This window comes from Pedobacter frigiditerrae (assembly GCF_032678705.1).
Taxonomy (GTDB): Bacteria; Bacteroidota; Bacteroidia; order Sphingobacteriales; family Sphingobacteriaceae; genus Pedobacter; species Pedobacter frigiditerrae_A.
The window spans coordinates 1,582,814-1,602,870 of sequence record NZ_JAVTSS010000002.1; the positions used below are offsets into that span (position 1 = coordinate 1,582,814).

General features: G+C 38.6%; 15 protein-coding genes and 1 tRNA gene. 14 read left to right on the forward strand and 2 right to left on the reverse strand.

Features of this window, described 5'->3' with window-relative positions:
• Positions 1-211: 211 nt before the first annotated feature.
• Positions 212-1,135: a PfkB family carbohydrate kinase gene (locus R2Q59_RS17465; RefSeq protein ID WP_316786555.1), complete on the reverse strand. Its 924-nt coding sequence runs from the start codon at positions 1,133-1,135 to the stop codon at positions 212-214.
• Positions 1,136-1,279: 144 nt separating this feature from the next.
• On the opposite strand from R2Q59_RS17465, the gene R2Q59_RS17470 reads away from it, so the two are divergent.
• The 10 genes from R2Q59_RS17470 to R2Q59_RS17515 all read left to right on the forward strand — a co-directional run bounded on the left by R2Q59_RS17470 (position 1,280) and on the right by R2Q59_RS17515 (position 16,349).
• Positions 1,280-1,353 (forward strand) — tRNA-Asn (locus tag R2Q59_RS17470).
• Positions 1,354-1,590: 237 nt separating this feature from the next.
• Complete coding sequence (locus tag R2Q59_RS17475; RefSeq protein WP_316786556.1) at positions 1,591-2,847, forward strand: phage integrase SAM-like domain-containing protein; 1,257 nt, start codon at positions 1,591-1,593, stop codon at positions 2,845-2,847.
• 496 nt (positions 2,848-3,343) lie between these two features.
• Complete coding sequence (locus tag R2Q59_RS17480) at positions 3,344-3,958, forward strand: RNA polymerase sigma-70 factor (RefSeq protein WP_316786557.1); 615 nt, start codon at positions 3,344-3,346, stop codon at positions 3,956-3,958.
• Between the two features lie 71 nt (positions 3,959-4,029).
• Entirely contained in the window at positions 4,030-5,163 is a 1,134-nt protein-coding gene (locus R2Q59_RS17485; RefSeq protein WP_316786559.1) for a FecR family protein, read from the forward strand.
• 121 nt (positions 5,164-5,284) lie between these two features.
• Entirely contained in the window at positions 5,285-8,626 is a 3,342-nt protein-coding gene (locus tag R2Q59_RS17490) for a SusC/RagA family TonB-linked outer membrane protein (RefSeq protein ID WP_316786560.1), read from the forward strand.
• A 100-nt stretch (positions 8,627-8,726) separates the two neighbouring features.
• Positions 8,727-10,070, forward strand: a complete 1,344-nt coding sequence (locus R2Q59_RS17495) for a RagB/SusD family nutrient uptake outer membrane protein (protein ID WP_316786563.1) — start codon at positions 8,727-8,729, stop codon at positions 10,068-10,070.
• Positions 10,071-10,177: 107 nt separating this feature from the next.
• A complete protein-coding gene (locus R2Q59_RS17500) occupies positions 10,178-12,715 on the forward strand; it encodes a prolyl oligopeptidase family serine peptidase (protein WP_316786564.1) in 2,538 nt (845 codons plus the stop codon).
• Between the two features lie 35 nt (positions 12,716-12,750).
• Entirely contained in the window at positions 12,751-13,098 is a 348-nt protein-coding gene (locus tag R2Q59_RS17505; RefSeq protein ID WP_316786565.1) for a hypothetical protein, read from the forward strand.
• A 253-nt stretch (positions 13,099-13,351) separates the two neighbouring features.
• The gene (locus tag R2Q59_RS17510; RefSeq protein ID WP_316786566.1) at positions 13,352-14,605 is read left to right on the forward strand and encodes an aminotransferase class I/II-fold pyridoxal phosphate-dependent enzyme; all 1,254 of its coding nucleotides are present in this window, start codon (positions 13,352-13,354) and stop codon (positions 14,603-14,605) included.
• A 4-nt stretch (positions 14,606-14,609) separates the two neighbouring features.
• On the forward strand, positions 14,610-16,349 hold the full coding sequence (locus R2Q59_RS17515) for a TetR/AcrR family transcriptional regulator (protein WP_316786568.1): 1,740 nt from the start codon (positions 14,610-14,612) through the stop codon (positions 16,347-16,349).
• Between the two features lie 56 nt (positions 16,350-16,405).
• Here R2Q59_RS17515 and R2Q59_RS17520 read toward each other — a convergent pair whose 3' ends face one another.
• Positions 16,406-16,633, reverse strand: a complete 228-nt coding sequence (locus R2Q59_RS17520) for a hypothetical protein (RefSeq protein ID WP_316786569.1) — start codon at positions 16,631-16,633, stop codon at positions 16,406-16,408.
• Between the two features lie 377 nt (positions 16,634-17,010).
• Here R2Q59_RS17520 and R2Q59_RS17525 point away from each other — a divergent pair, with 377 nt between their 5' ends.
• From R2Q59_RS17525 to R2Q59_RS17540, 4 genes are all read left to right on the forward strand, one after another.
• The gene (locus tag R2Q59_RS17525) at positions 17,011-18,180 is read left to right on the forward strand and encodes a hypothetical protein (RefSeq protein ID WP_316786571.1); all 1,170 of its coding nucleotides are present in this window, start codon (positions 17,011-17,013) and stop codon (positions 18,178-18,180) included.
• 170 nt (positions 18,181-18,350) lie between these two features.
• Positions 18,351-18,629 carry a hypothetical protein gene (locus tag R2Q59_RS17530; protein ID WP_316786573.1) on the forward strand — a complete coding sequence of 93 codons (279 nt, stop codon included), beginning with the start codon at positions 18,351-18,353 and terminating at the stop codon, positions 18,627-18,629.
• A gap of 301 nt (positions 18,630-18,930) precedes the next feature.
• Positions 18,931-19,209 (forward strand): hypothetical protein, encoded by a 279-nt coding sequence (locus R2Q59_RS17535; protein WP_316786575.1) that lies wholly within the window; start codon positions 18,931-18,933, stop codon positions 19,207-19,209.
• 24 nt (positions 19,210-19,233) lie between these two features.
• Complete coding sequence (locus R2Q59_RS17540; RefSeq protein ID WP_316786577.1) at positions 19,234-20,049, forward strand: hypothetical protein; 816 nt, start codon at positions 19,234-19,236, stop codon at positions 20,047-20,049.
• The last annotated feature ends 8 nt before the right edge of the window (positions 20,050-20,057 follow it).

Sequence of the window (20,057 nt, forward strand, 5' to 3'; positions counted from 1 at the left end):
TTTACTAAATGTAGCTAAATGCGTTTCATTTAACAAAGTTTGTAGCTAACATTTTAGTTGCATACTAACCATAAACCCAGAGTGTATTATTATTGGATTAAGCTATATTTTCTTTTATGACTTGAGTATTTTTGTATAATTCTATACTAGAGAATGCGTTAAAACAATAAAAGCAGGCGTAGCCTGCTTTTATACTTATATGTTTTTAGTTTTAGTCTTGTGTGATCTCAAAACTACTCAAGCTTACAAACTCCTGTAAACGAGCAGCGATTGCTTCTTTATCTAGTTCTAATAATCTTTCTGTTCCGAATTTCTCTACACAGAATGATGCTAAAGCAGAACCATAAATTAATGCATTTTTCATATTGTTAAAGTTCACAGTGCCAACTTGTGCCAAATAACCAATAAAACCTCCAGCAAAAGTATCACCTGCGCCAGTTGGGTCAAAAACATCAGCTAATGGAAGAGCAGGAGCTGAGAAAATTTTATCCTCGTGGAATAACAAAGCGCCATGCTCACCTTTTTTGATGATAAGATACTTTGGTCCCATTGTTAGGATTTTATTAGCTGCTTTAACCAATGAGTATTCTCCAGATAACTGGCGAGCTTCAGAGTCGTTAATGGTTAATACATCTACTAATTTAATGGTCTCCAATAAATCGTCCATCATGATGTCCATCCAGAAGTTCATCGTGTCTAAAACAATTAACTTTGGACGTTTATTTAACCTTTCGATAACGGTACGTTGTATTTGAGGGGTTAAGTTGCCTAACATTAAATATTCGCAGTCTTGGTAGCTTTCTGGAATAATTGGGTCGAAATGCTCCAATACATTTAATTCGGTAACCAAAGTATCGCGACTATTCATATCGTTATGATATTTTCCGCTCCAAAAGAACGATTTTTCGCCTGCCTTAATTTGTAAACCTTCAGTATCTACCCCATGATTTTCTAATAAAGCGATGTCTTCTTTTTTGAAATCATCACCCACAACAGCCACAATTTTTGTTTTGTTATAGAAGTAAGAAGCAGCTAAACTTGCGTAAGTTGCAGCTCCACCTACTATTTTATCTGTTTTTCCGAAGGGAGTTTCAATGGCGTCGAAAGCCACAGTACCTATGATTATCAGGCTCATATGATTTTTGTTAAATTTTTTTTAATTTTTTTCACTGCAAATATTGCATAAATAATTTAAAAGCCCTAATATTGCATTCCCAAAACGAACAAGGCTTTATGTGCTGCACATTAATCCAAAGCCGTTTTAGGAATAAACCAGTACTCCTTCTTAGCTCAGCTGGTTAGAGCATCTGACTGTTAATCAGAGGGTCGCTGGTTCGAGCCCAGCAGAGGGAGCTCAGATTTTCAAGTCCGAAAATCGCAAAAAACCCCATTTCTAGCAATAGGATGGGGTTTTTGTTTGCATATAGGAATTCTCCTACCCACTCGAACAGTTTCTCAATTGCTGTTATTCGTCAAGTTTTACACCAAAAAATGTTAAACTTCTCGAAAAATCGTTACAAAAATCGTTACAGAAAAATCCAGTTATGTAGGGCTTCCGGCATCCTTAAACCCATTAAACCTACAAGAAAAATGGCAACTGTAGAAGCAAAAGTGTTTGCACACCATTACAAAAATGATGGCACTTGGAATGTGAAGATCAGAGTGTTTCACAAAACCCAGGTTAGATTTTTAGACACAGAGCACTTTGTGTCTGAAAAACAAGTAAAAAAACATCCAAAAAACAAAACAGAGTATCTAATCAAAGATCCCTTTATCAAGAAATTGTTGAATAATGAACTTGAGGATTATCGAATCGCAATTAGCAATTTAGGCACTAGATTAAAATTATTTAACCCCGACGAGCTCAAAAATTATTTAACCAACCATGATGAAGATATCGACTTCATTAAATTCTGTAATGAATATGTTAAAGAGCTTAAAGACGGAAAAAAAGATAAGAGTGCAGCCAATTTCAATACAGTTAAGAATAGCATAGTTGATTTTTTCAAAAGGGAAAAAGTGCTTGTTGACGAGATTAATTTAGACATGCTTTACGACTGGGAAAGGTTTCTCCGAACTGAGCGGATTATTAAAAGATTAAATCAATTTAATGATCCAATCACTACTGTGCAAAAAGCATTGACAGATTCCAGCGTCCACAATTATATGCGTGATTTGCGTGGGCTTTTTAATCATGCACGCAAAAGATACAATAGAAAAAGTTTGGGAATAATAAGGATTGAACATTATCCCTTTGAAGAGTTCAAGATTGTTGATGCACCACAAACAAAAAAGAGAAACACCCAAGTGAAAACGATTAAGGATATTAGGGATTGTACTCCTAAATGTAATAGTAGAGCAGAGCTTGCTAGAGATCTTTTTATGCTGTCATTTTATATGTGTGGGGTAAATGCTGTAGACCTATTTCAAATAAATGAAACAAATATTGTTCAGGGTAGGCTGGAATACAACCGATCAAAAACGAAGGACAAACGAAAAGATAATGCCTTTATAAGCATAAAAATCGTTAAAGAGGCCAAGCCATTGCTAAAGAAATATATGAATAATCTTTCTCAAAGATATAGCACTATCGGTGGGTTAAATAAAGCATTAAGTAGCGGAATGAAAGAGGTCTGCAAACTGGTTTCAGTTGATGGCATCACTTATTATTGGGCGAGACATACCGTCGGTAATCTGGCTAGAAATAAATGTCGAATGAGTAAAGATGATGTGGCGCTTGCATTGAACCACGTGGATCATGGACGAAAAACAACGGACATCTATGTAGATAAAGATTGGAGTATCGTTGATGAACTGCAGAAAAAGGTTATCGGTCTTTTAAACTAATGAAGGGGAAACAGTTTAAATAGCACTTGCCTGGCATTATTTCTTAGCCGTATAGATTTAGTTAATAATTGAAAATCTTAATTTTAAACATCATGAAAAATCTTATTCTATTTTTTCTGACTTGCATTATTGGAACGGGAGCATTTCTAGCTGGTACAACTATGAAAAATCCACTTCCCGCTTTTATTGTGGCTTTCGTTCTTTGGATGCTTTTTTTATATAGAATTGCGAGAAAATAGCTTTTATAAAAAAGCTTAATATTTATTTGAACTGAACTTTTATTTGTCGAACTATTTAACTTTTTTAAAGTAGAACCAAAAGTGGCGGATTCTTGACAATAAAATTTGAGCTTGAGCAATAAATGTAATTATATAGCGTATTTATATACGAGAGCGTTAATTTAGATAAGCGGGAATAGTCCATAAAAACTATTTCCGCTTTCTTTTTACTGAAAAATTTCAGCAGTGGGGAATTAATAGATAAATATTTTTTAATATTGACCCTGATTTTTAGTAAATTAGAGGGGACAGTTAGTGAAATGCCAGACTATAACAAACATACCGACCAGGAATTGGCATCCCTTTTAAGGGATGGAGATCAAGGTACGTTTGCTTTCATCTACAACAAATTCAAAGCATCACTTTACCTTCATGCATTAAGGACAATCAAGGATGGAGACCATGCCACGGATATCGTTCAAGAAGTCTTTACCAATCTTTGGGAAAAACGATTGAGCTTTAGTCCCACCACCTCAATCGACAATTATCTTTATGGAGCAGTAAGAAACAGGGTATTTAATTTAATCGCCCACCAAAATGTTACAGACCGCTACGCCAAATCCATCCAAAGCTTTTTTGAAAAGGGTGAGTTTTTTACCGACAACTTGATCAGGGAAAAAGAACTGAACCAAATTATCGAAAAAGAGATTGACGCACTTCCAAAAAAAATGCGTGAGGTATTTCTGCTCAGCCGCAATACAGACCTTTCACACAAGGAAATCGGCGAGGTCTTGGGTATTTCCGATACCACGGTTAAGAAGCAAGTTGGTAATGCTGTGCGCATCTTAAGGTTAAAGATTAACCTTTCTATCCTGCTATTTTATTTTTTTTAAAATTTTTCTACTCCATTTTGCACCTTCATCTGTCTGACGTTTTAAAGGGGGATTAATTTCCTTTACTGCGTATGGAAAACCTAGATGTAAAATCACTGATCGAACGTTATAACAACGGAACGCTATCCTTAGAGGAACAGGCTATGCTGGAAAGTTGGTACATCAGCGAAGTCAGGTCTAATAAGAACTATCAGGGCCTAGAAGAAAATCTAGCAAAACTTGATCAGAACTTTATGCACATTATTGGTGCAGAAGAAAAGAAAGGATCTAAGCTTTGGCCGAGGGTTGCAGTCGCTGCTTCTTTTTTTGCCGTTCTTGGGTTAAGCCTATATTTTTATAATTCTAAATCTCCTGATAAGGTTGAACAAGCAAATGTTGAGTTAGCAGATATTGATCCTGCTGGCAATAAGGCTTATTTGACCCTTGGCAATGGAAAACGCATCGCACTTACAGGTGCGAGCAACGGTACTATTGCAGAACAAGCTAATGTAAAGATTACCAAAACTGCAGATGGACAATTGGTGTACGTAATTGCTGAAAATAATTCAGTTGCTTCATCCAAGTTAGAATACAACACAATCGAAACGCCAAATGGCGGTCGATATGAAATCGCACTTCCAGATGGAACGCATGTTTGGATGAATGCCGCATCGTCACTAAAATATCCATCTTCTTTTGCATTGCTTACAGAAAGAAGAGTAGAGCTTTTGGGAGAAGCCTATTTTCAGGTTGCAAAGGATAAACAGCATCCTTTTATCGTTAAGACTGCGCAGCAGGAAGTGAAGGTATTGGGTACACATTTCAACATCAACAGTTATGCGGATGAACCGGAAGTTAGGACAACCCTGCTCGAAGGTTCGGTAAATGTCTCCAATCTAAAAAGTAAAAATTCAAAAATATTAAAGCCAGGCCAACAGGCAACATTAAAGGGTGGTGACATCAAAGTTGGTGATGCAGATGTCGATCAGGCTATGAGCTGGAAAAATGGTGATTTCGTTTTTGTTGGCGAGGATCTTAAAGCCGTAATGCGTCAGGTTGCCAGATGGTATGATGTAGAGATCGAGTATCAAGGAAATATAAATTCTTCTGGTGTAGTAAGTACAATTTCCCGAACCAAGAAATTGTCGCATGTTTTGAAAGCGCTACAGATCAATCAGGGAATCCATTTTAAAGTTGAGGGAAGGAGGGTTTTGGTTATGCCTTAGAAACCTTTGAGGTTAGCCAGAACAAGAACGGAGGCGTTGGAAGCGCCCCCGATCAAAAAGTCTAGCTAATCGGATAAATAATGCTACTAACACAATTTCAACAACTAAACTAAACAAACAAATGTATAAATTTTACTATACAAATGGGTATGGTGTAACCAGCTATATCCGAAAGTCCGCAACCAGTTTGTGGCAGATTGCATGGAATCCCAATATCAGAAAATGGCTTATGAGGATAAATCTGACATGCTTAATGTTATTGATTGCATTTATGCAAGTTTCTCTTGCCGCAAATGCTCAAAAAATCTCTTTGTCAAAAAAGAATGCACCACTTACCGAAATCTTTAAAGAGCTAAGGAAACAGAGCGGATATGATTTCGTGATTAACAAAGACCAGATCAAGATCGCAAAACCAGTGACTATTTTGGTTAATGGTGATGATTTGATTAATGTGTTAAATAAATGTTTTGAAAATCAGCCGTTCACTTACTCGATGGAGGATAAGATGATTATTGTGGTCAATAAGAAATCTGAACAAGCAAAAATAAATAGTCCTCCATTAGATGTCACAGGAAAACTGGTTGACGAAAACGCTCAGCCCATTGCTGGAGCTACAATTAAAGTCAAGGGAACTTCTATAACCGCTATTTCTGACGCCAATGGCTTTTTCTCCCTAAAAAATATTTCAGATGATGCTGTATTACAAATCTCTTATTTAGGATACCAGATTAAAGAAGTAAAGGCTTCCAAAGATTTAGGAAGTTTAATAATGGCGTTAGCTGTTGGAAAATTGGATGAAGTAACGGTTAATGCTGGATATTATACAGTTAAAGAGCGTGAATTGACTGGGAGTATTTCAAGAATAACTTCTAAAGACATTGAAAAGCAACCCGTCACAAACTTTCTAGCAACAATGCAGGGAAGAATGGCGGGGGTAAATATAATACAGCAAACTGGTACAGCCGGCGGTGGTTTCAATATCCAGATACGAGGACAAAATAGTGTACGAAGAGATGGGAATTCACCTTTGTATATTATTGACGGAGTACCTTATTCCAGCGAAGAAATAGGAAACGGGTTATCAATGTCGATCATGTCGATGAATACAAATCCGCTCAATAATATAAACCCAGGAGATATTGAAAGCTTGGAAGTGCTTAAAGATGCCGATGCTACAGCAATCTATGGTTCCCGTGGTGCAAATGGAGTGGTACTGATCTCTACCAAAAAGGGCAAGAAGGGCAAGACCCGTTTTAACACTTCACTATCACAAGGATTAGGTAGCGTCGCCCACTTTATGAAGATGATGAATACCCAACAGTACTTATCAATGCGTGCAGAGGGATTCGCCAATGATGGCATTGCACAGTACCCCGCAAATGCCTATGATATTAATGGAACATGGGATAAAGGCCAGTACACTAACTGGCAGAAAGAATTATTAGGGGGTACTGCAAAGATTACAAATATCAATGCCTCTGTTTCGGGAGGTTCAGAACAGACGCAATTTATGATTATTAGTAATTATAATCGGGAAACTACCGTGATGCCAGGAGACTTCGGTTATAACAAAGCTAATGTAAGAGTAAATCTTAATCACACATCCCAAGATCAGCGTTTTAAGGTGAGTTTTACCAGTGTTTATAATATTCAGGATAATAACCAGGCTTCAACTGATCTTACGGTTGAAGCCTGGGCTTTGGCTCCTAATGCACCGTCTCTTTATAATGCTAACGGAGAACTGAATTGGGAGAACAATACTTTTCAAAATCCATTAAGGCATCTTAATGGTTTGTCTAAGTCTAGAACGTATGATCTAGTAGCTAATAGTATTTTTTCCTATAGCTTAGCTAAAGGTCTTGACATAAAAAGCAGTTTTGGTTATACCGACCTTAAACATGGTGAAAGCAGTACTTTTCCATCTACTATATTCAATCCATCCGAAGGGCTGGATAGTAAAAATTCTCGTATCTATTATACTGATATGGCAAGGCAGTCCTGGATTATTGAACCACAACTGAATTGGAGATCTATGTTCGGATCTTTAAAGACAGATTTGCTTATTGGAGCTACCTACCAAAGACAAAACAACAAATCAATGTCTACCGAAGGTAGCGGCTACTCGAGCAATAGTATGATTTACAATCCGTCCGCCGCAACAGACCTTTCTATACTAGGCTTTGATGATTCAGTTTATAAATATCAATCGGTGTTTGCTCGTGCAAATTTCAACTGGAAAGAACGCTATTTATTGAATTTGACAGGAAGAAGAGATGGCTCAAGTCGTTTTGGGTCCGGCAAGAATTTTGCATGGTTTGGAGCTGTGGGGGCAGCCTGGCTATTTTCGGAGGAAAAATTGCTAAAGGATAATTCAGTTTTCAGTTTTGGAAAGCTTAGGGCAAGTTACGGGACTACTGGCAATGATCAGATTGGGAACTATCAATTTCTAAACACTTATACAGCCTCAAGTGCCACATATGCTGATGTTATAGGCTTGAAACCGACACGGCTCTATAACGACCAGTTTAGATGGGAAACCAACAAGAAACTGGAAGTTGCCCTTGAAACAGGCTTTTTGAAAGATAAAATATTCCTAACTACTGCTTGGTATCGAAATAGGTCATCCAATCAATTGGTAGGTGTACCACTTCCGGGAACGACTGGATTTACAGAGATACGAGCAAATCTAGATGCTACAGTTCAAAATACCGGGGTTGAGCTTACCTTAATGACCAAGAATATTGAACGTAAAGACTTTGAGTGGAACACGACCATTAATTTCTCTGCTTCAAAAAACAAACTATTATCATTTCCTAATCTGGAAAGCTCAACTTACCGAGATAAGTATGTCATCGGTCAACCACTCAACATTGTGAAGACATACCTATATGATGGCATCAATCCGACAACAGGTATCTATACTTTTATTGATGTAAATAGCGATGGTCAGTTTACGGAAGCTGAAGACATGCAGACCGTAAAAGATTTAAGTCCTAGATTTTTTGGGGGATTGCATAACCATTTACGTTATAAAAGATGGCAGTTGGATTTTCTATTCCAATTTGTAAAGCAGCAAAATTACGACATTCCTAGAACACTTGCCATAGCGGGTACGATGATTAACCAGTCTGTGGCGGTATTAGACCATTGGCAATCTCCAGAAAAGTCAGGTGTTTCTCAAATTTATACCTCAGGAGCAAATGGGGACGCTGAGAACGCATTATACAGATATGCTGCTAGTGACGCTGGGATTACGGATGCATCCTATATCAAATTAAAGAACGTAGCTCTCAGTTACGAATTTCCAGAAAGATGGCTTAAAAAAATAGGGTGCAAAGCTACCCTTCAAGGCCAAAATCTTTTAACCATAACCCCATTCAAAGGCTCGGATCCTGAGTTTGCTGGAATAGGCTACTTACCTCCCCTTCGGATGATCACTGCAGGGTTACAGTTCGATTTTTAACTTAAATGCAAAAGAAATGAAAAATAATAAGCTTTTTAATCACTATCATGACAATTACAATAGGATATATAGATTTTTCACCATCTTGACTTTCTTTTTTTTGACAATTGTATTTCACGGTTGTGAAAAATTTACTGAGGTTGATATGCCCTTTGCGGAACTCAACGCAAAATCAGTATATGAAGAAAAAAATACTGCATATGCTGCACTTGCCAATATTTTCGCCGAGATACGCGATAATGGAATGCTAACGGGTAAAACTAATGGCATGACCAGGGAGATAGGTCTTTATGCCGATGAACTGACATGGTATGGAAACAGTGCACAGGCATCTGCAAATTTTTATAACAATACTATTATACCAACCCACGGAACGATTGCAACATGGTGGAATAGTTGTTACAGTCAGATTTATGCAGCTAATGCTGTAATCGAAGGAGTTTCGGCCTCAAGAAAATTATTACAAATAGACAAAGATCAGCTTACTGGTGAAGCGAAGTTTCTTCGAGCATTTTTACATTTATATTTATCTCAACTTTGGGGTGAGATACCCTATTTGACAGGAACAGATTATAGTTTCAATAGTAATGTTCGGAGGATTCCGACCATGGAAGTGTATACAAAGATTATTGAAGACCTTGAGGCAGCAAGTATACTATTGCCAAAAGAATACCTAAATCCCACAAGAGTACACCCAAACTTTTATGCCGCTAAAGCATTGTTAGCAAGGGTGTATCTTTATAAAGGTGATTGGGCGAAAGCGGTTAGTAACGCTTCTGAGGTATTGAACAATACGGCAACATTCGTTTGGGTTACCGAACTTAACAACGTATTCCTGAAAGAAAGCACAACGACAATTTGGCAATATGCCCCTAGATCAGCAACAAGGAACACTGATGACGGAACAACGTTTATTTTTAATTCAGGTCCACCCTCGGTAGTTGCACTTACAACCAGTCTTGTAAATGCTTTCGAAAATGGGGATCAAAGAAAGGTTAAGTGGCTTCGTTCAAGAAGTAGTGGGGCTAGCACCTGGTATCATTCGTTTAAGTACAAAAAAACAGGTAGTAATACACCACAAACTGAATTTACTATCGTATTGCGCTTAGCTGAGATGTATCTTATCCGTGCTGAAGCCAGAGCACAACAAGGAGAGTTGGGTGGTGCAGCTGATGACTTGAATAAGATTAGAAATACTGCTGGACTTGCGAATACTTCTGCCGTTACGAAGGTCGACATTCTAGAGGCGATATTGAGAGAAAGACGAGTAGAATTGTTTACCGAATTTGGACATCGTTTTATAGATCTCAAACGCTTCAATGCTATAGATGCAGCTTTATCAGTTAGTAAAGCTTCTTGGCAATCTACTGACAAACTTTTACCAATCCCACAAGGGGAAATCAATTTAAACCCAAATATCGCACCTCAAAATCTCGGTTATTAATGAAAATATTATATTCGTATATCAACAGATACTTTTCTGATGGGAAGTGTTTACTATATCTACTAATGCTTTTTTTTACGCTAATAACCTCTTCTACAAGAGGTCAAATGACCGTTAAAAAACTCGTTACTGAAAAGGATTATCCCTTATGGAGTTATCTTGAAGCAGAAGCAATTTCGAGTAATGGGGATTGGACCAGTTATACCAAATATTATGATGTAGTCGACTCACTGTTTGTGCAACATAGAAAGACTGGCAAAGTATATTCTTTCGCTCAGGGTAGCAAGGGGGAATTTGTTTCGGACAATCATTTTGTATGTCTCACAGGTGATGGTGTTGTACATTCCTTAGCTTTGAACAATGGTAAAGAACAAGTGTTGAAAAACATCAAAAGTTTTGAGGTTTTCGGTCCTAATATCATTGGCATTCGTAATTCAAAAGAAAGTAGTCCTTTCTCAATCTATAATTTAGAAGGGAGATTACTGCATACGGAAGATAACTTAATTGAGTATGCAACCTGTCCCGATGGAAAAAAGATAGCTATTTCTATTAGCGATGGAAAGAAAAGTACTGTGCTACTCGTGGATGTTGAGAATATTGTAGAAAGGAAGCAAATTATAGAAACTGATGGTGGCCCCTTTCAACGATTGAAATGGTCTAATGATGGAAGCGCATTGGCATTCATGCATTATGATGAGGTAGAATCCAAATTGTATTATTATGACGCAAAAAAGAACAATATTCGTAGTTTTTCTACAGCAGATAAGGGTATTTTTCCCGAAACAATGAACATCACACTTCGCAGGGAAATTAAATTTTCGAAAGACAATAAAAAAGTATTCTTCAGAATTCGACAACGCAAAATTCTTGATGCAAGCCATAAAAGTGATCAAGTTCAAGTTTGGAATGCTGCCGATAAAAAGATTTACCCTGAAGCAATAAATATTCATGAATGGACTTCGATAGACAAGCATGCATTATGGGAGCCAGAAACAGGACGTTTTCTGCAATTTACAGATATCAAATTACCACATGGTGCTGCAGTTGGTAATGGAACTTATGCATTAACCTTTAACCCAGGAGACTACTCACCGCATAGTAAAGCTGTAGGCGATAGGGATATTTATATCACAGAGCTTGCCACTGGAAAGAGGAAACTATTGCTCAAAAAACACATCTACAGTACAACTAATTTATTGGCTTCTCCTGGAGGCAAGTTTATATCCTATTTCACCGGTGGGAACTGGTATGTTTACGATATATCTACAGGTATACATACACTGGTTAACAAAAACATTCCCTATTCGCTTCGAATTGATACGGATAAAGAAGATGGAGACGATTGTTATGGAAACCCTGGGTGGACAACCGGCGATGGTTATCTGTTGATTTATGACCAATATGATATCTGGAAGGTTTCGTCCGATGGTACTGAAGCTCAGCGGCTAACCAAAGGGCGTGAAAAAGGGATTGTTTATCGGATCATATCTGAAAAAAGTAGTCAGAGAGGATTTACTGAAAGTTGGGCTGAAACTAATGGAGTTTTTGACCTGAATGAGGGACTTTTACTAAAAGCACGCAGTTTAGATCATTTTTATAACGGTATATTTTTATGGGATGTTAAAAAGGGGCTGTCGGAAATCTGTTATACCGACAAAAGGGTAAGCACTGTCCTAAGAAGTAAAAATAACGTTATTGCTTGGATGGAAGAAGATACAGATTTGCCATGGCAAATTAAAGTTAAATCTATCAGGACTGAAGAAACTGTCTTGCTTCGCAGTAACACCCATCAAGATAAATTTATGTGGACAAAAAGGGAAATGATCACCTATCAGAACAGTAAGGGACAAATCCTGAAGGGAATTTTGTATTATCCCGCCGATTACCAAAAAGGAAAACTTTATCCAATGGTAGTCAACATCTACGAAACACAATCCAGTCAGGCACATTATTATCGCCTGCCAAATCTTTATAACTTTGATGGCTTTAATATTGGCAACCTGACTTCAAAGGGCTATTTCGTGTTGTTACCAGATATTACATATGAGATAGGTAATTTTGGATTATCTGCTGTGGATGCTGTAGAAGCCGCTGTGAAAGTGGTTTTGGAAAAATATAACGTAGACGAAAAAAGAGTCGGTCTTATTGGACATTCTTTTGGAGGTTCTCAAACAGATTTTATACTCACCCAAAGCAAAATGTTTGCTTGTGCCGTCTCTGGCGCAGCTACAACTAATTTCTTGAGTTCTTACCTTGCAGTTTCTGAAACTATTGGCGGGCCAAATTTTTACAAAATGGAATATGGCCAAGCAAGAATGAAGGTGTCGCCATACGAAAATATAGACATTTACCTTAAGAACTCACCTGTTATATATGCTGCAAACGTGACAACGCCATTATTGTCATGGACTGGGCTTCGAGATACACAGGTTTTGCCTACTCAAAGTTTTGAATTCTACATGGCACTGCGAAGACTTGGAAAAACACATATTCTACTTGCTTACACTAATGGTGGACATGATTTGGCAGCGAAGGAAGATGCTGTAGATTTAACTCGTCGCATCGAAGCTTGGTTTGACCATTATCTGAAAGACGAAAACTATCCGGATTGGGCAAAACCTGAACAAGACCGGTATCGGAAGTGACGAATGGTAACATTTTTTTGAAGAATTAAATTAACATGAAGAAAGAGATTTTATGCAACTGTCTATGGGTAGCAAAGCTACTGCTTTGTCTATTTGTTTTCTGTTGTTCGAGTTGTAGTCATTTAAGACATTTAGCTTACAAAGCTGATGAAACTTCACGACAAATATTACGAGTTGCTGTTAGTGGAAGTGATTTTCCTTTATTCATGCAAAGAATTCAAGAATCAAAGTTGGTGCCGATGGACTTACAAAAAAAATATGCAAAATCACAATATATGGAGTTTGAAGAATTTTGGGTAACATTTTGTTTCGTTACGAGAAATGCCTTTTTAGTTGGGCGTTGGGAAATTATTTCAACAGGTATGGTAATTAGAATAAATTAGGTTAAATAATAGTTAATGATAAAGGGGAAACTGCTGGATGGTAAGCCCCCTTTTTTTAGATTTCTACAATCTTGCCATATATGAAAAAGTGTAATAATAATTAGATTTTTCCTTAGCACGACGAATTTGGTTAAGAACCTTATGTTAATCTTTATCTACTGATCAACTTTTAGAAATAATATATCTCATTTGCCCTTAATTCCCCACTTAGGGTATAAACCATAACGAACTTGCTTTAAAAAAACAGATAAGCATGAAAAACATTGATTTTGAAAAAGCAAGTTTTAAAGACTTCGAGAACATTAAGGAAATGGATCCCTATGGATGGGCGAAACTTTGGGGAGAGTATGTAACTGACCGTAGCAAAAACGGACAGTTCAATTATCGGCAGGAAAACCTTTCTGGCTGTGGACCGGAAATAGAGCTCAACCTGCCCAGTAATCCTCACCGCAATTTTGTGAGTTTGGTTTCAAACGATTACCTCGGATTTACACAGCATCCAAAGGTCAAGGCAGCTGCGATTGCGGCCATCGAAAAATATGGGTCTGGAGCTGGTGCTTCTCCTGCAATAGGTGGCCATTACCTATTCCATCAGGAAATTGAGAACAAGATTGCTAAATTCTTCAAAAGGGATAGTGCCATTGTATTCAGTACGGGTTATACGGCGAATAGTTCCTCTTTGCAGGCTTTGCTAAAAAAGGAAGACCTTGCAATATTGGATATGGCTGTTCACGCAAGTGTTTACGAAGGTTGCCTAAATACCAATGTTAAGACCTTTCTTCACAATGACTTGGAAGCTTTGGAAAGGATACTTAAAACCTCAAAGGACAACTACCGAACCCGAATGGTAATCATTGATGGCGTTTATTCCCAGGATGGAGATTTGGCGCCACTCGATAGAATTATTCAGCTGACCAAGCATTACGGAGCATATCTGGTTGTCGATGATGCGCATGGTACTGGGGTGATCGGTGAAACTGGAAGGGGCGTAATTGAACTGCATAATCTATACAAGGAAGTAGATATCATTACAGGAACGTTCAGTAAGACCTTTGCGCATGTTGGCGGTTACCTTGTCGCCAGTCCAGAACTAGTTGGTTTTTTGAAGTTTCAGGCAAGGCAACACATCTTTTCTGCAACACTTTCTCCTGCATCGGCATGTATCTCAAAGGCAATTGATCTGGTGGATGAAGAACCGATATGGATGCACCGTCTATGGGACAATATCGAATACCTGAAAACAGGGCTTGAATCATTGGGACTGGATACGGGGATATCACAATCTGCGATCATCCCTGTAAAGATTGGGGACATCAGTTTGAATGCAAAAATTTGTGGGATGTTACTCGAAGCGGGTATTTATGCCAACCAGATCAATTATCCAGCAGTTTCTAGAAAAGATGCCAGGGTGCGGATGAGCGTGATGGCAACCCATACGCATACCCAGCTTGACAAGGTGCTTAATGCTTGGGAATGGGTAATCAAAAAAACACATCTGGAAAAATAACGGTTTGACAAAAAGACGCCTAAATAAGATCAGAGATGCGGATGCAACAAAAAGAAAATTTTTGGATGCAATAGGCACAATCTTGACCGAACAGGGCTTTAGTGCAATCAGGACAAACAACATTGCAAGGTTACTTGGAAAGGATAAGAACCTGATCCGTTACCATTTTGGAAGTTTAAATGGACTACTGAAAACCTATATACAGGATAAGGATTACTGGAAGCCATTTTTTGAGCGTTTCCGGTTTTCTGGCAATCCAGATGCCAAGGAAATTGAAGGATTGTTTGTCGGATTGATGCAGGAGAACTTTAAGGTGTTCTCTGCAAGTGAGGAAATGCAGAAGATCATCCATTGGCAGATTTCAGAGGCAAGCGCATTGATGAGGAGCATTTCCGATGAACGTGAGGTTGAGGGAGAAAAACTGTTGAAAATGGCAACACCTTATTTCAGGGAAAGCGGAGTGAATTTCAAGGCAATCATTGCGCTGATATTGGGAGGAAGCTATTTCATGGTGCTGCAAAACAAGGCGATCAATGGCGTGGTCTGTGGCATCGATCTCAATAGCGAAAAAGACAGAGCTGATGTACTGGTGGCGATAGAAAAAATAGTGGAATGGTCATGGCAATATGCACAGGAGGATCATAATGATAAATTACAATCTACCGAAAAGATGAATTACGAATTTGAACTACTCGAAGAATTATCGGAAATCCTGCTTAAAGATCAAGGGGACACTACTGTATTGAATAAATTGGAAAAGGAACTCAAACGCTTGGAACGAGTTCTGCTGAAACAATTATTGGAACTGTCCAATGAAACGCAGATAAGTAATTTCCTGCAGATCAACCTGTATCGGATGGGTGAAATATGCGATAACCATTTTGATCCAAAAAGAAAAGAGAACATTGTGGCACAGGCAATACTTAACCTAATGGATCACCTGACTTCGCAGGTCGAGCCATTATTGCCAGACACCTTAAGCCTACCCAAACTTTTCTGCAAGCAACAGTCCTTGATCTATATTGAAAAATGGCAGTTTCTCAAGAACTGGCTTCAGAAAAAAGGAATAGATGAACAGCTTTTATTGGTAATGGGAATACCATTCGATACATTTACCCATGATGGAAAAATGCGCTGGCACAACTATAAGTACCTTAAGAAGTATGAAAAGGTGTTTAACGAAACAGGTGAAGAACTTCCTCGGAACAATTACGAGTTGATGCATTTGCTCATAGGTCTGGGTTTTAACCATGTTAGATTTGAGAACTATTGTACCAAGCTCTTTTCTGCCAAGATGGATGGCCTTGGCGGAGCAGAAGCAAAATCGCTGTTGAAAACAGAAAGAACTAAGGTGTTTCAGGTCAACCTACATACAAAAATGGTATTTGACCAGGATAGAAAACCCGTGGATGAAGCCTTGGCCAAATGGATAGATGCAACTATTAAAGGCTTGACCGAGAGGCCGCAGGATATTCAACTAAATCCATTGAAACTAAAAACTAGATTGACAGCGATGCAGTTGGCATTGTTTGAAAAGACCCTGTATGCGCACGGATTTTATGATGAACCCAATCTTGATGTTTTTTCAGAAAAGATTGCCTGTAATTTTTCCACCAAGAGTCAGGATGTTCTTTCTGCGCCAAGTGTAAAATCAAAAATGTACACCAAAGATATCTGTGCAATCAAGCCTCTGGAACCAATGGTGGCTGCGGTTCTGGAAGACCTGCGCAGTTTTTTGGTATAATAAAGTTATTAGTTTAGTATAGTTGGGGTCGGGCAGATTATTCTGTTCGGCCTTTTTTATGGGTCGACCAAATGTCCCATTTGGTTTGTTTCCATGAACTCTACATACTCATAGATCAAATGTTGGTCAAAATCTGGAAGGTTTTGCAGTTGAACCGTCCGGTGTTGTTGCAGGTCTGAGAAATTATGGAAGCCTAGCATTTCCGTTACTGCCTTAAATTCATTACTAAGTGGGCTTTGTGCAATTGGTAGGTCAAGTATATCCACCGTTTCTGATTGCTTCATAAGATTGGTTTATGTCTGCCATCCCGAAATGCAGGTTTTCTAAAACGATATAGCGCGGGACACAAGTCATATCCGCTCTAGAGGTCCCGCTAAGAACCCGACAAACAAGACAAACTGCGCCCGCGCTCTAGCGCAGACGATCAGTCTATTCTTCCTTGTTTGTCTTTTGAAATTTAGCGGGTTTCTAGAACAAGTCAAATAGCTATCGCTATACAATATTTTAATTGTAGCAAATATAAGCATAAGGTTTTTAAATAAGGGTAGATGTTTCATACATCCACTTTTTCCCTAGGTGGGAAATAAAGTTCTTTGAACTGTAATTGTAGAATGAAAGTTAGCCAGAAAAAAACTAAACAGAACCCACCTAATCGGACATTATGATTGTAAAACCTTTTCGTTTAATACTTTGGGTTGAAGAAAATATTCGGCCAGAACTAATGAATAATCTCCCAGAATTAGATAGCTATACCCCTTTTCTTCATCAGACATTCGTTTCTGGTTTAATAAACTTCAGAGAATTACTGTTTGAGCAGATGGTACTTTCAAAGAAGGATGCGGCGCATGGTGTTAGGCAGCTTGTGAACATCAGTAATACAATCCACAGCTATCTTTACCGCAGTAAACCGGCTTGGAAAACAACAGTGTCAAAAACCAAAATAAAATCATTCTATATATGTCTTCTTTGTTGTTTGGAAAAAGTTCTTGAAGAAGTAAAAAAAATATCACCGCCAATACATATGGAAGTACCAATAACCCACTATTCACTTCCGAAGGTTAAAATGGACCTTAAAATCAAATTCATTGAGTTTTCAAACCATCTTGATCAGGCTGGCTTGGAAAATAACCTTATGCACTTATTAAAAAGAGCAATACAGGTTATGATAAACAAAAAAGAAATAACACCAGCAAACGTAGCATATTGCACTCGCTTAATGAATGAAACAAATTTGCTTAATGAACTGGATATAAATTTAATGTTTGTTTTGCTGACCAAAAATGGATTTAATATCCCAGAATTTTATCTCTATTACGTTACACATCTCAAACAAAAATTAGATGATATTGGTGGTCTCCATGAACAGCTCGAAATGCTGATTTTAGAAAAAGATAAGCTGAACGGAATACCAGATAATGAAAACCTTCGGATGTTCAAAGGGGCGTCACCGATAAAAGAACAGCTCTATGCTTATCTCGACGAAAAGCAAAAGCATACTGTCCAGATATTGGAATTAAGACGGTTGGCATTAGAAGATGATCCATTGGTGAAATCAGCAAAACGACTAAAGGTTAATCTACCTGTTGCACAATTAGCGCTATTCATTAGACTTCAACTGGAAAAAGGATTTTTTGAAAAAGAAAATATCGGCGGGCTGTTTAATTTCTTCGCTGAACATTTCTACACCTCCAAAACGAAATTTATATCAGGAGATAGCCTGAGAAAAAAATCGACTGAAGTGGAGTTCACTACAGCTCAAAAACTAAAATCCCAACTTATTGCAATGTTAAATTGGCTCAACGAGAACCATAACCTTTCAAACTATAAATAATATCCCTTGCCCATTCTGGTGCAGATTTCCTCTGCGGATTTTCAGAATATCTCAATCCCAATCAGCTTAGGTGACAACCGTTTGTCTCCCCCTGTCCCTGTTTTGGCGTACCCCATTTTTTTTGCTTTGTCTCGGAAATGATGAAAGAAACAACATTTTAAGGAACGCAAATGAAGCTGAAAGAACTGGTAATCCTCTTAAAAAACGCCACCGCTATGGGCACTACAAAAGCCCTTGCAGAATGTGGTCAATTAGCGGACCAGATCAGCAAGGCCGAAGCCTATCGCCTTTATGGACGGGGCAGCGTAGACCGATGGATCAGCGAAGGTTTAATAAAACCATCTGCAACCATCGGTAAAAATCCTTCAAAATGTCTAGACCGGGAAAAAGTGGAAGCTGTTGCAGCATCCAGTAACCGGAAAACCTACCTGCCAGTGGCAGAGCGGTAAACCATCATTTCCATTAGGTCTTTGACGTATGGGGATGAAGCATTATCCTGTGTAAACAGGAAATTCTGCGAAAGTGGGGTTAGGTATCCATTGTTACACTGGCATTTTGCCCGCGTGGACAAAAAGATCAAGCACCGAAACTGAAAGCGCATTGGCAGGCGAAAGCCCGGTTCGTAGGAACCGACGTGGGTAGTCCCGAAATTATAAACCGGCAAAAGCGGATTGCTATGGGTTCGTTGCCCATTGCCGGTTCCAGGACACTTGTACCCACTACACTATTACTTTCTTACAATATATTTTCATGAGCAATATCCAACTATCCGGCTATCAGCTGCAAATGCTTTTGCAGGATGCAGCCGAAATGGGCGCACAAATGGCGTTGGCCAAAACAGGCAAGATCAAACCCTACCTGAAAAAATCCGAAGCTTTTAGACTTTATGGCCGAAAAAACGTAGAACACTGGATAGCTATCGGGCTGATTACCCCCCGCAAGGATGGAAACCATTCAGCCAGTTGGCGAATAGACCGGTTGGAAGCAGCAGCAGTCTGCAAATCAATAGACACCATGCGCCACTTCTGAAATCTTCATTTAATAAATACGAATATGGTAACTAAAATTACAGAACGCGGTTCCAATGGAGAACAGGCAACCTTATGTGTACTCTTGTCGAGACTGGGATACCATCCAGCAAAAAGCTCGGGTGAAGAACTTTTGTACAAGAATGTCCTACATAAATTCGAAAAGGTCCCGACACTGGTCGTAAACAGCCAGCTCGGCCTTTGGTTCGACCGTTTAACCAAGCGTAGCGGTGACCTACTTGATTTTGGTATGGCCTTTTGGGCCGAACTTTCACCGCTAGAGGTGTCGGAAAAAATCGGCCAGCTCTGTGGTCCGTTCAAGGATTTACAGGCCAGAGCAGATAAGCAGCATACACGAAAACGAAGAGCTGTTAAAATACCACAATATCATATTGGAGAAATCCGGCAACTCGGAGGCAATTCGGAAATTTCAGATTTTCTCAAAAGCAAAGGAATTTGGGAAATTTCTTTCGGACATCTAAAAGAGGTCTATTATTATGTAATAGACGAAAAAAAAAAGCGTAAAGACTTTTTTGCTGCCGGATGGGAAAACGAAAACGGTGGATGGGAAGTCAGGGGACGAAATTACTCCAGCTGTCTTGGTCCCAAAGGTATGTCGTTTATACAGGGCCAGGAAAATAAGCTCGTCGTTTTCGGCAATTACACTGAATATCTTAATTGGAGGTATGAGTTTAAGACTTCTGATGCCAGTGTGCTTGTATTGAACGATCCTGATTTTTTAACTGCCGCTTGCAAGCGCCTATCCAAATTTAAAGACGTAACAATTAGGGCCGAAGAGCGGCAATTGGCAGATCAGCTCAATGCTGTGCTTAATCTTTAATCATCTCC

Bases quoted from the DNA above. Each gene is read 5' to 3' on its own strand.
- R2Q59_RS17465 (WP_316786555.1), bottom strand. From the start codon at position 1,135: ATGAGCCTGATAATCATAGGTACTGTGGCTTTCGACGCCATTGAAACT.
- R2Q59_RS17475 (WP_316786556.1), top strand. From the start codon at position 1,591: ATGGCAACTGTAGAAGCAAAAGTGTTTGCACACCATTACAAAAATGAT.
- R2Q59_RS17485 (WP_316786559.1), top strand. From the start codon at position 4,030: ATGGAAAACCTAGATGTAAAATCACTGATCGAACGTTATAACAACGGA.
- R2Q59_RS17490 (WP_316786560.1), top strand. From the start codon at position 5,285: ATGTATAAATTTTACTATACAAATGGGTATGGTGTAACCAGCTATATC.
- R2Q59_RS17500 (WP_316786564.1), top strand. From the start codon at position 10,178: ATGACCGTTAAAAAACTCGTTACTGAAAAGGATTATCCCTTATGGAGT.
- R2Q59_RS17505 (WP_316786565.1), top strand. From the start codon at position 12,751: ATGAAGAAAGAGATTTTATGCAACTGTCTATGGGTAGCAAAGCTACTG.
- R2Q59_RS17510 (WP_316786566.1), top strand. From the start codon at position 13,352: ATGAAAAACATTGATTTTGAAAAAGCAAGTTTTAAAGACTTCGAGAAC.
- R2Q59_RS17520 (WP_316786569.1), bottom strand. From the start codon at position 16,633: ATGAAGCAATCAGAAACGGTGGATATACTTGACCTACCAATTGCACAA.
- R2Q59_RS17525 (WP_316786571.1), top strand. From the start codon at position 17,011: ATGATTGTAAAACCTTTTCGTTTAATACTTTGGGTTGAAGAAAATATT.
- R2Q59_RS17530 (WP_316786573.1), top strand. From the start codon at position 18,351: ATGAAGCTGAAAGAACTGGTAATCCTCTTAAAAAACGCCACCGCTATG.
- R2Q59_RS17535 (WP_316786575.1), top strand. From the start codon at position 18,931: ATGAGCAATATCCAACTATCCGGCTATCAGCTGCAAATGCTTTTGCAG.
- R2Q59_RS17540 (WP_316786577.1), top strand. From the start codon at position 19,234: ATGGTAACTAAAATTACAGAACGCGGTTCCAATGGAGAACAGGCAACC.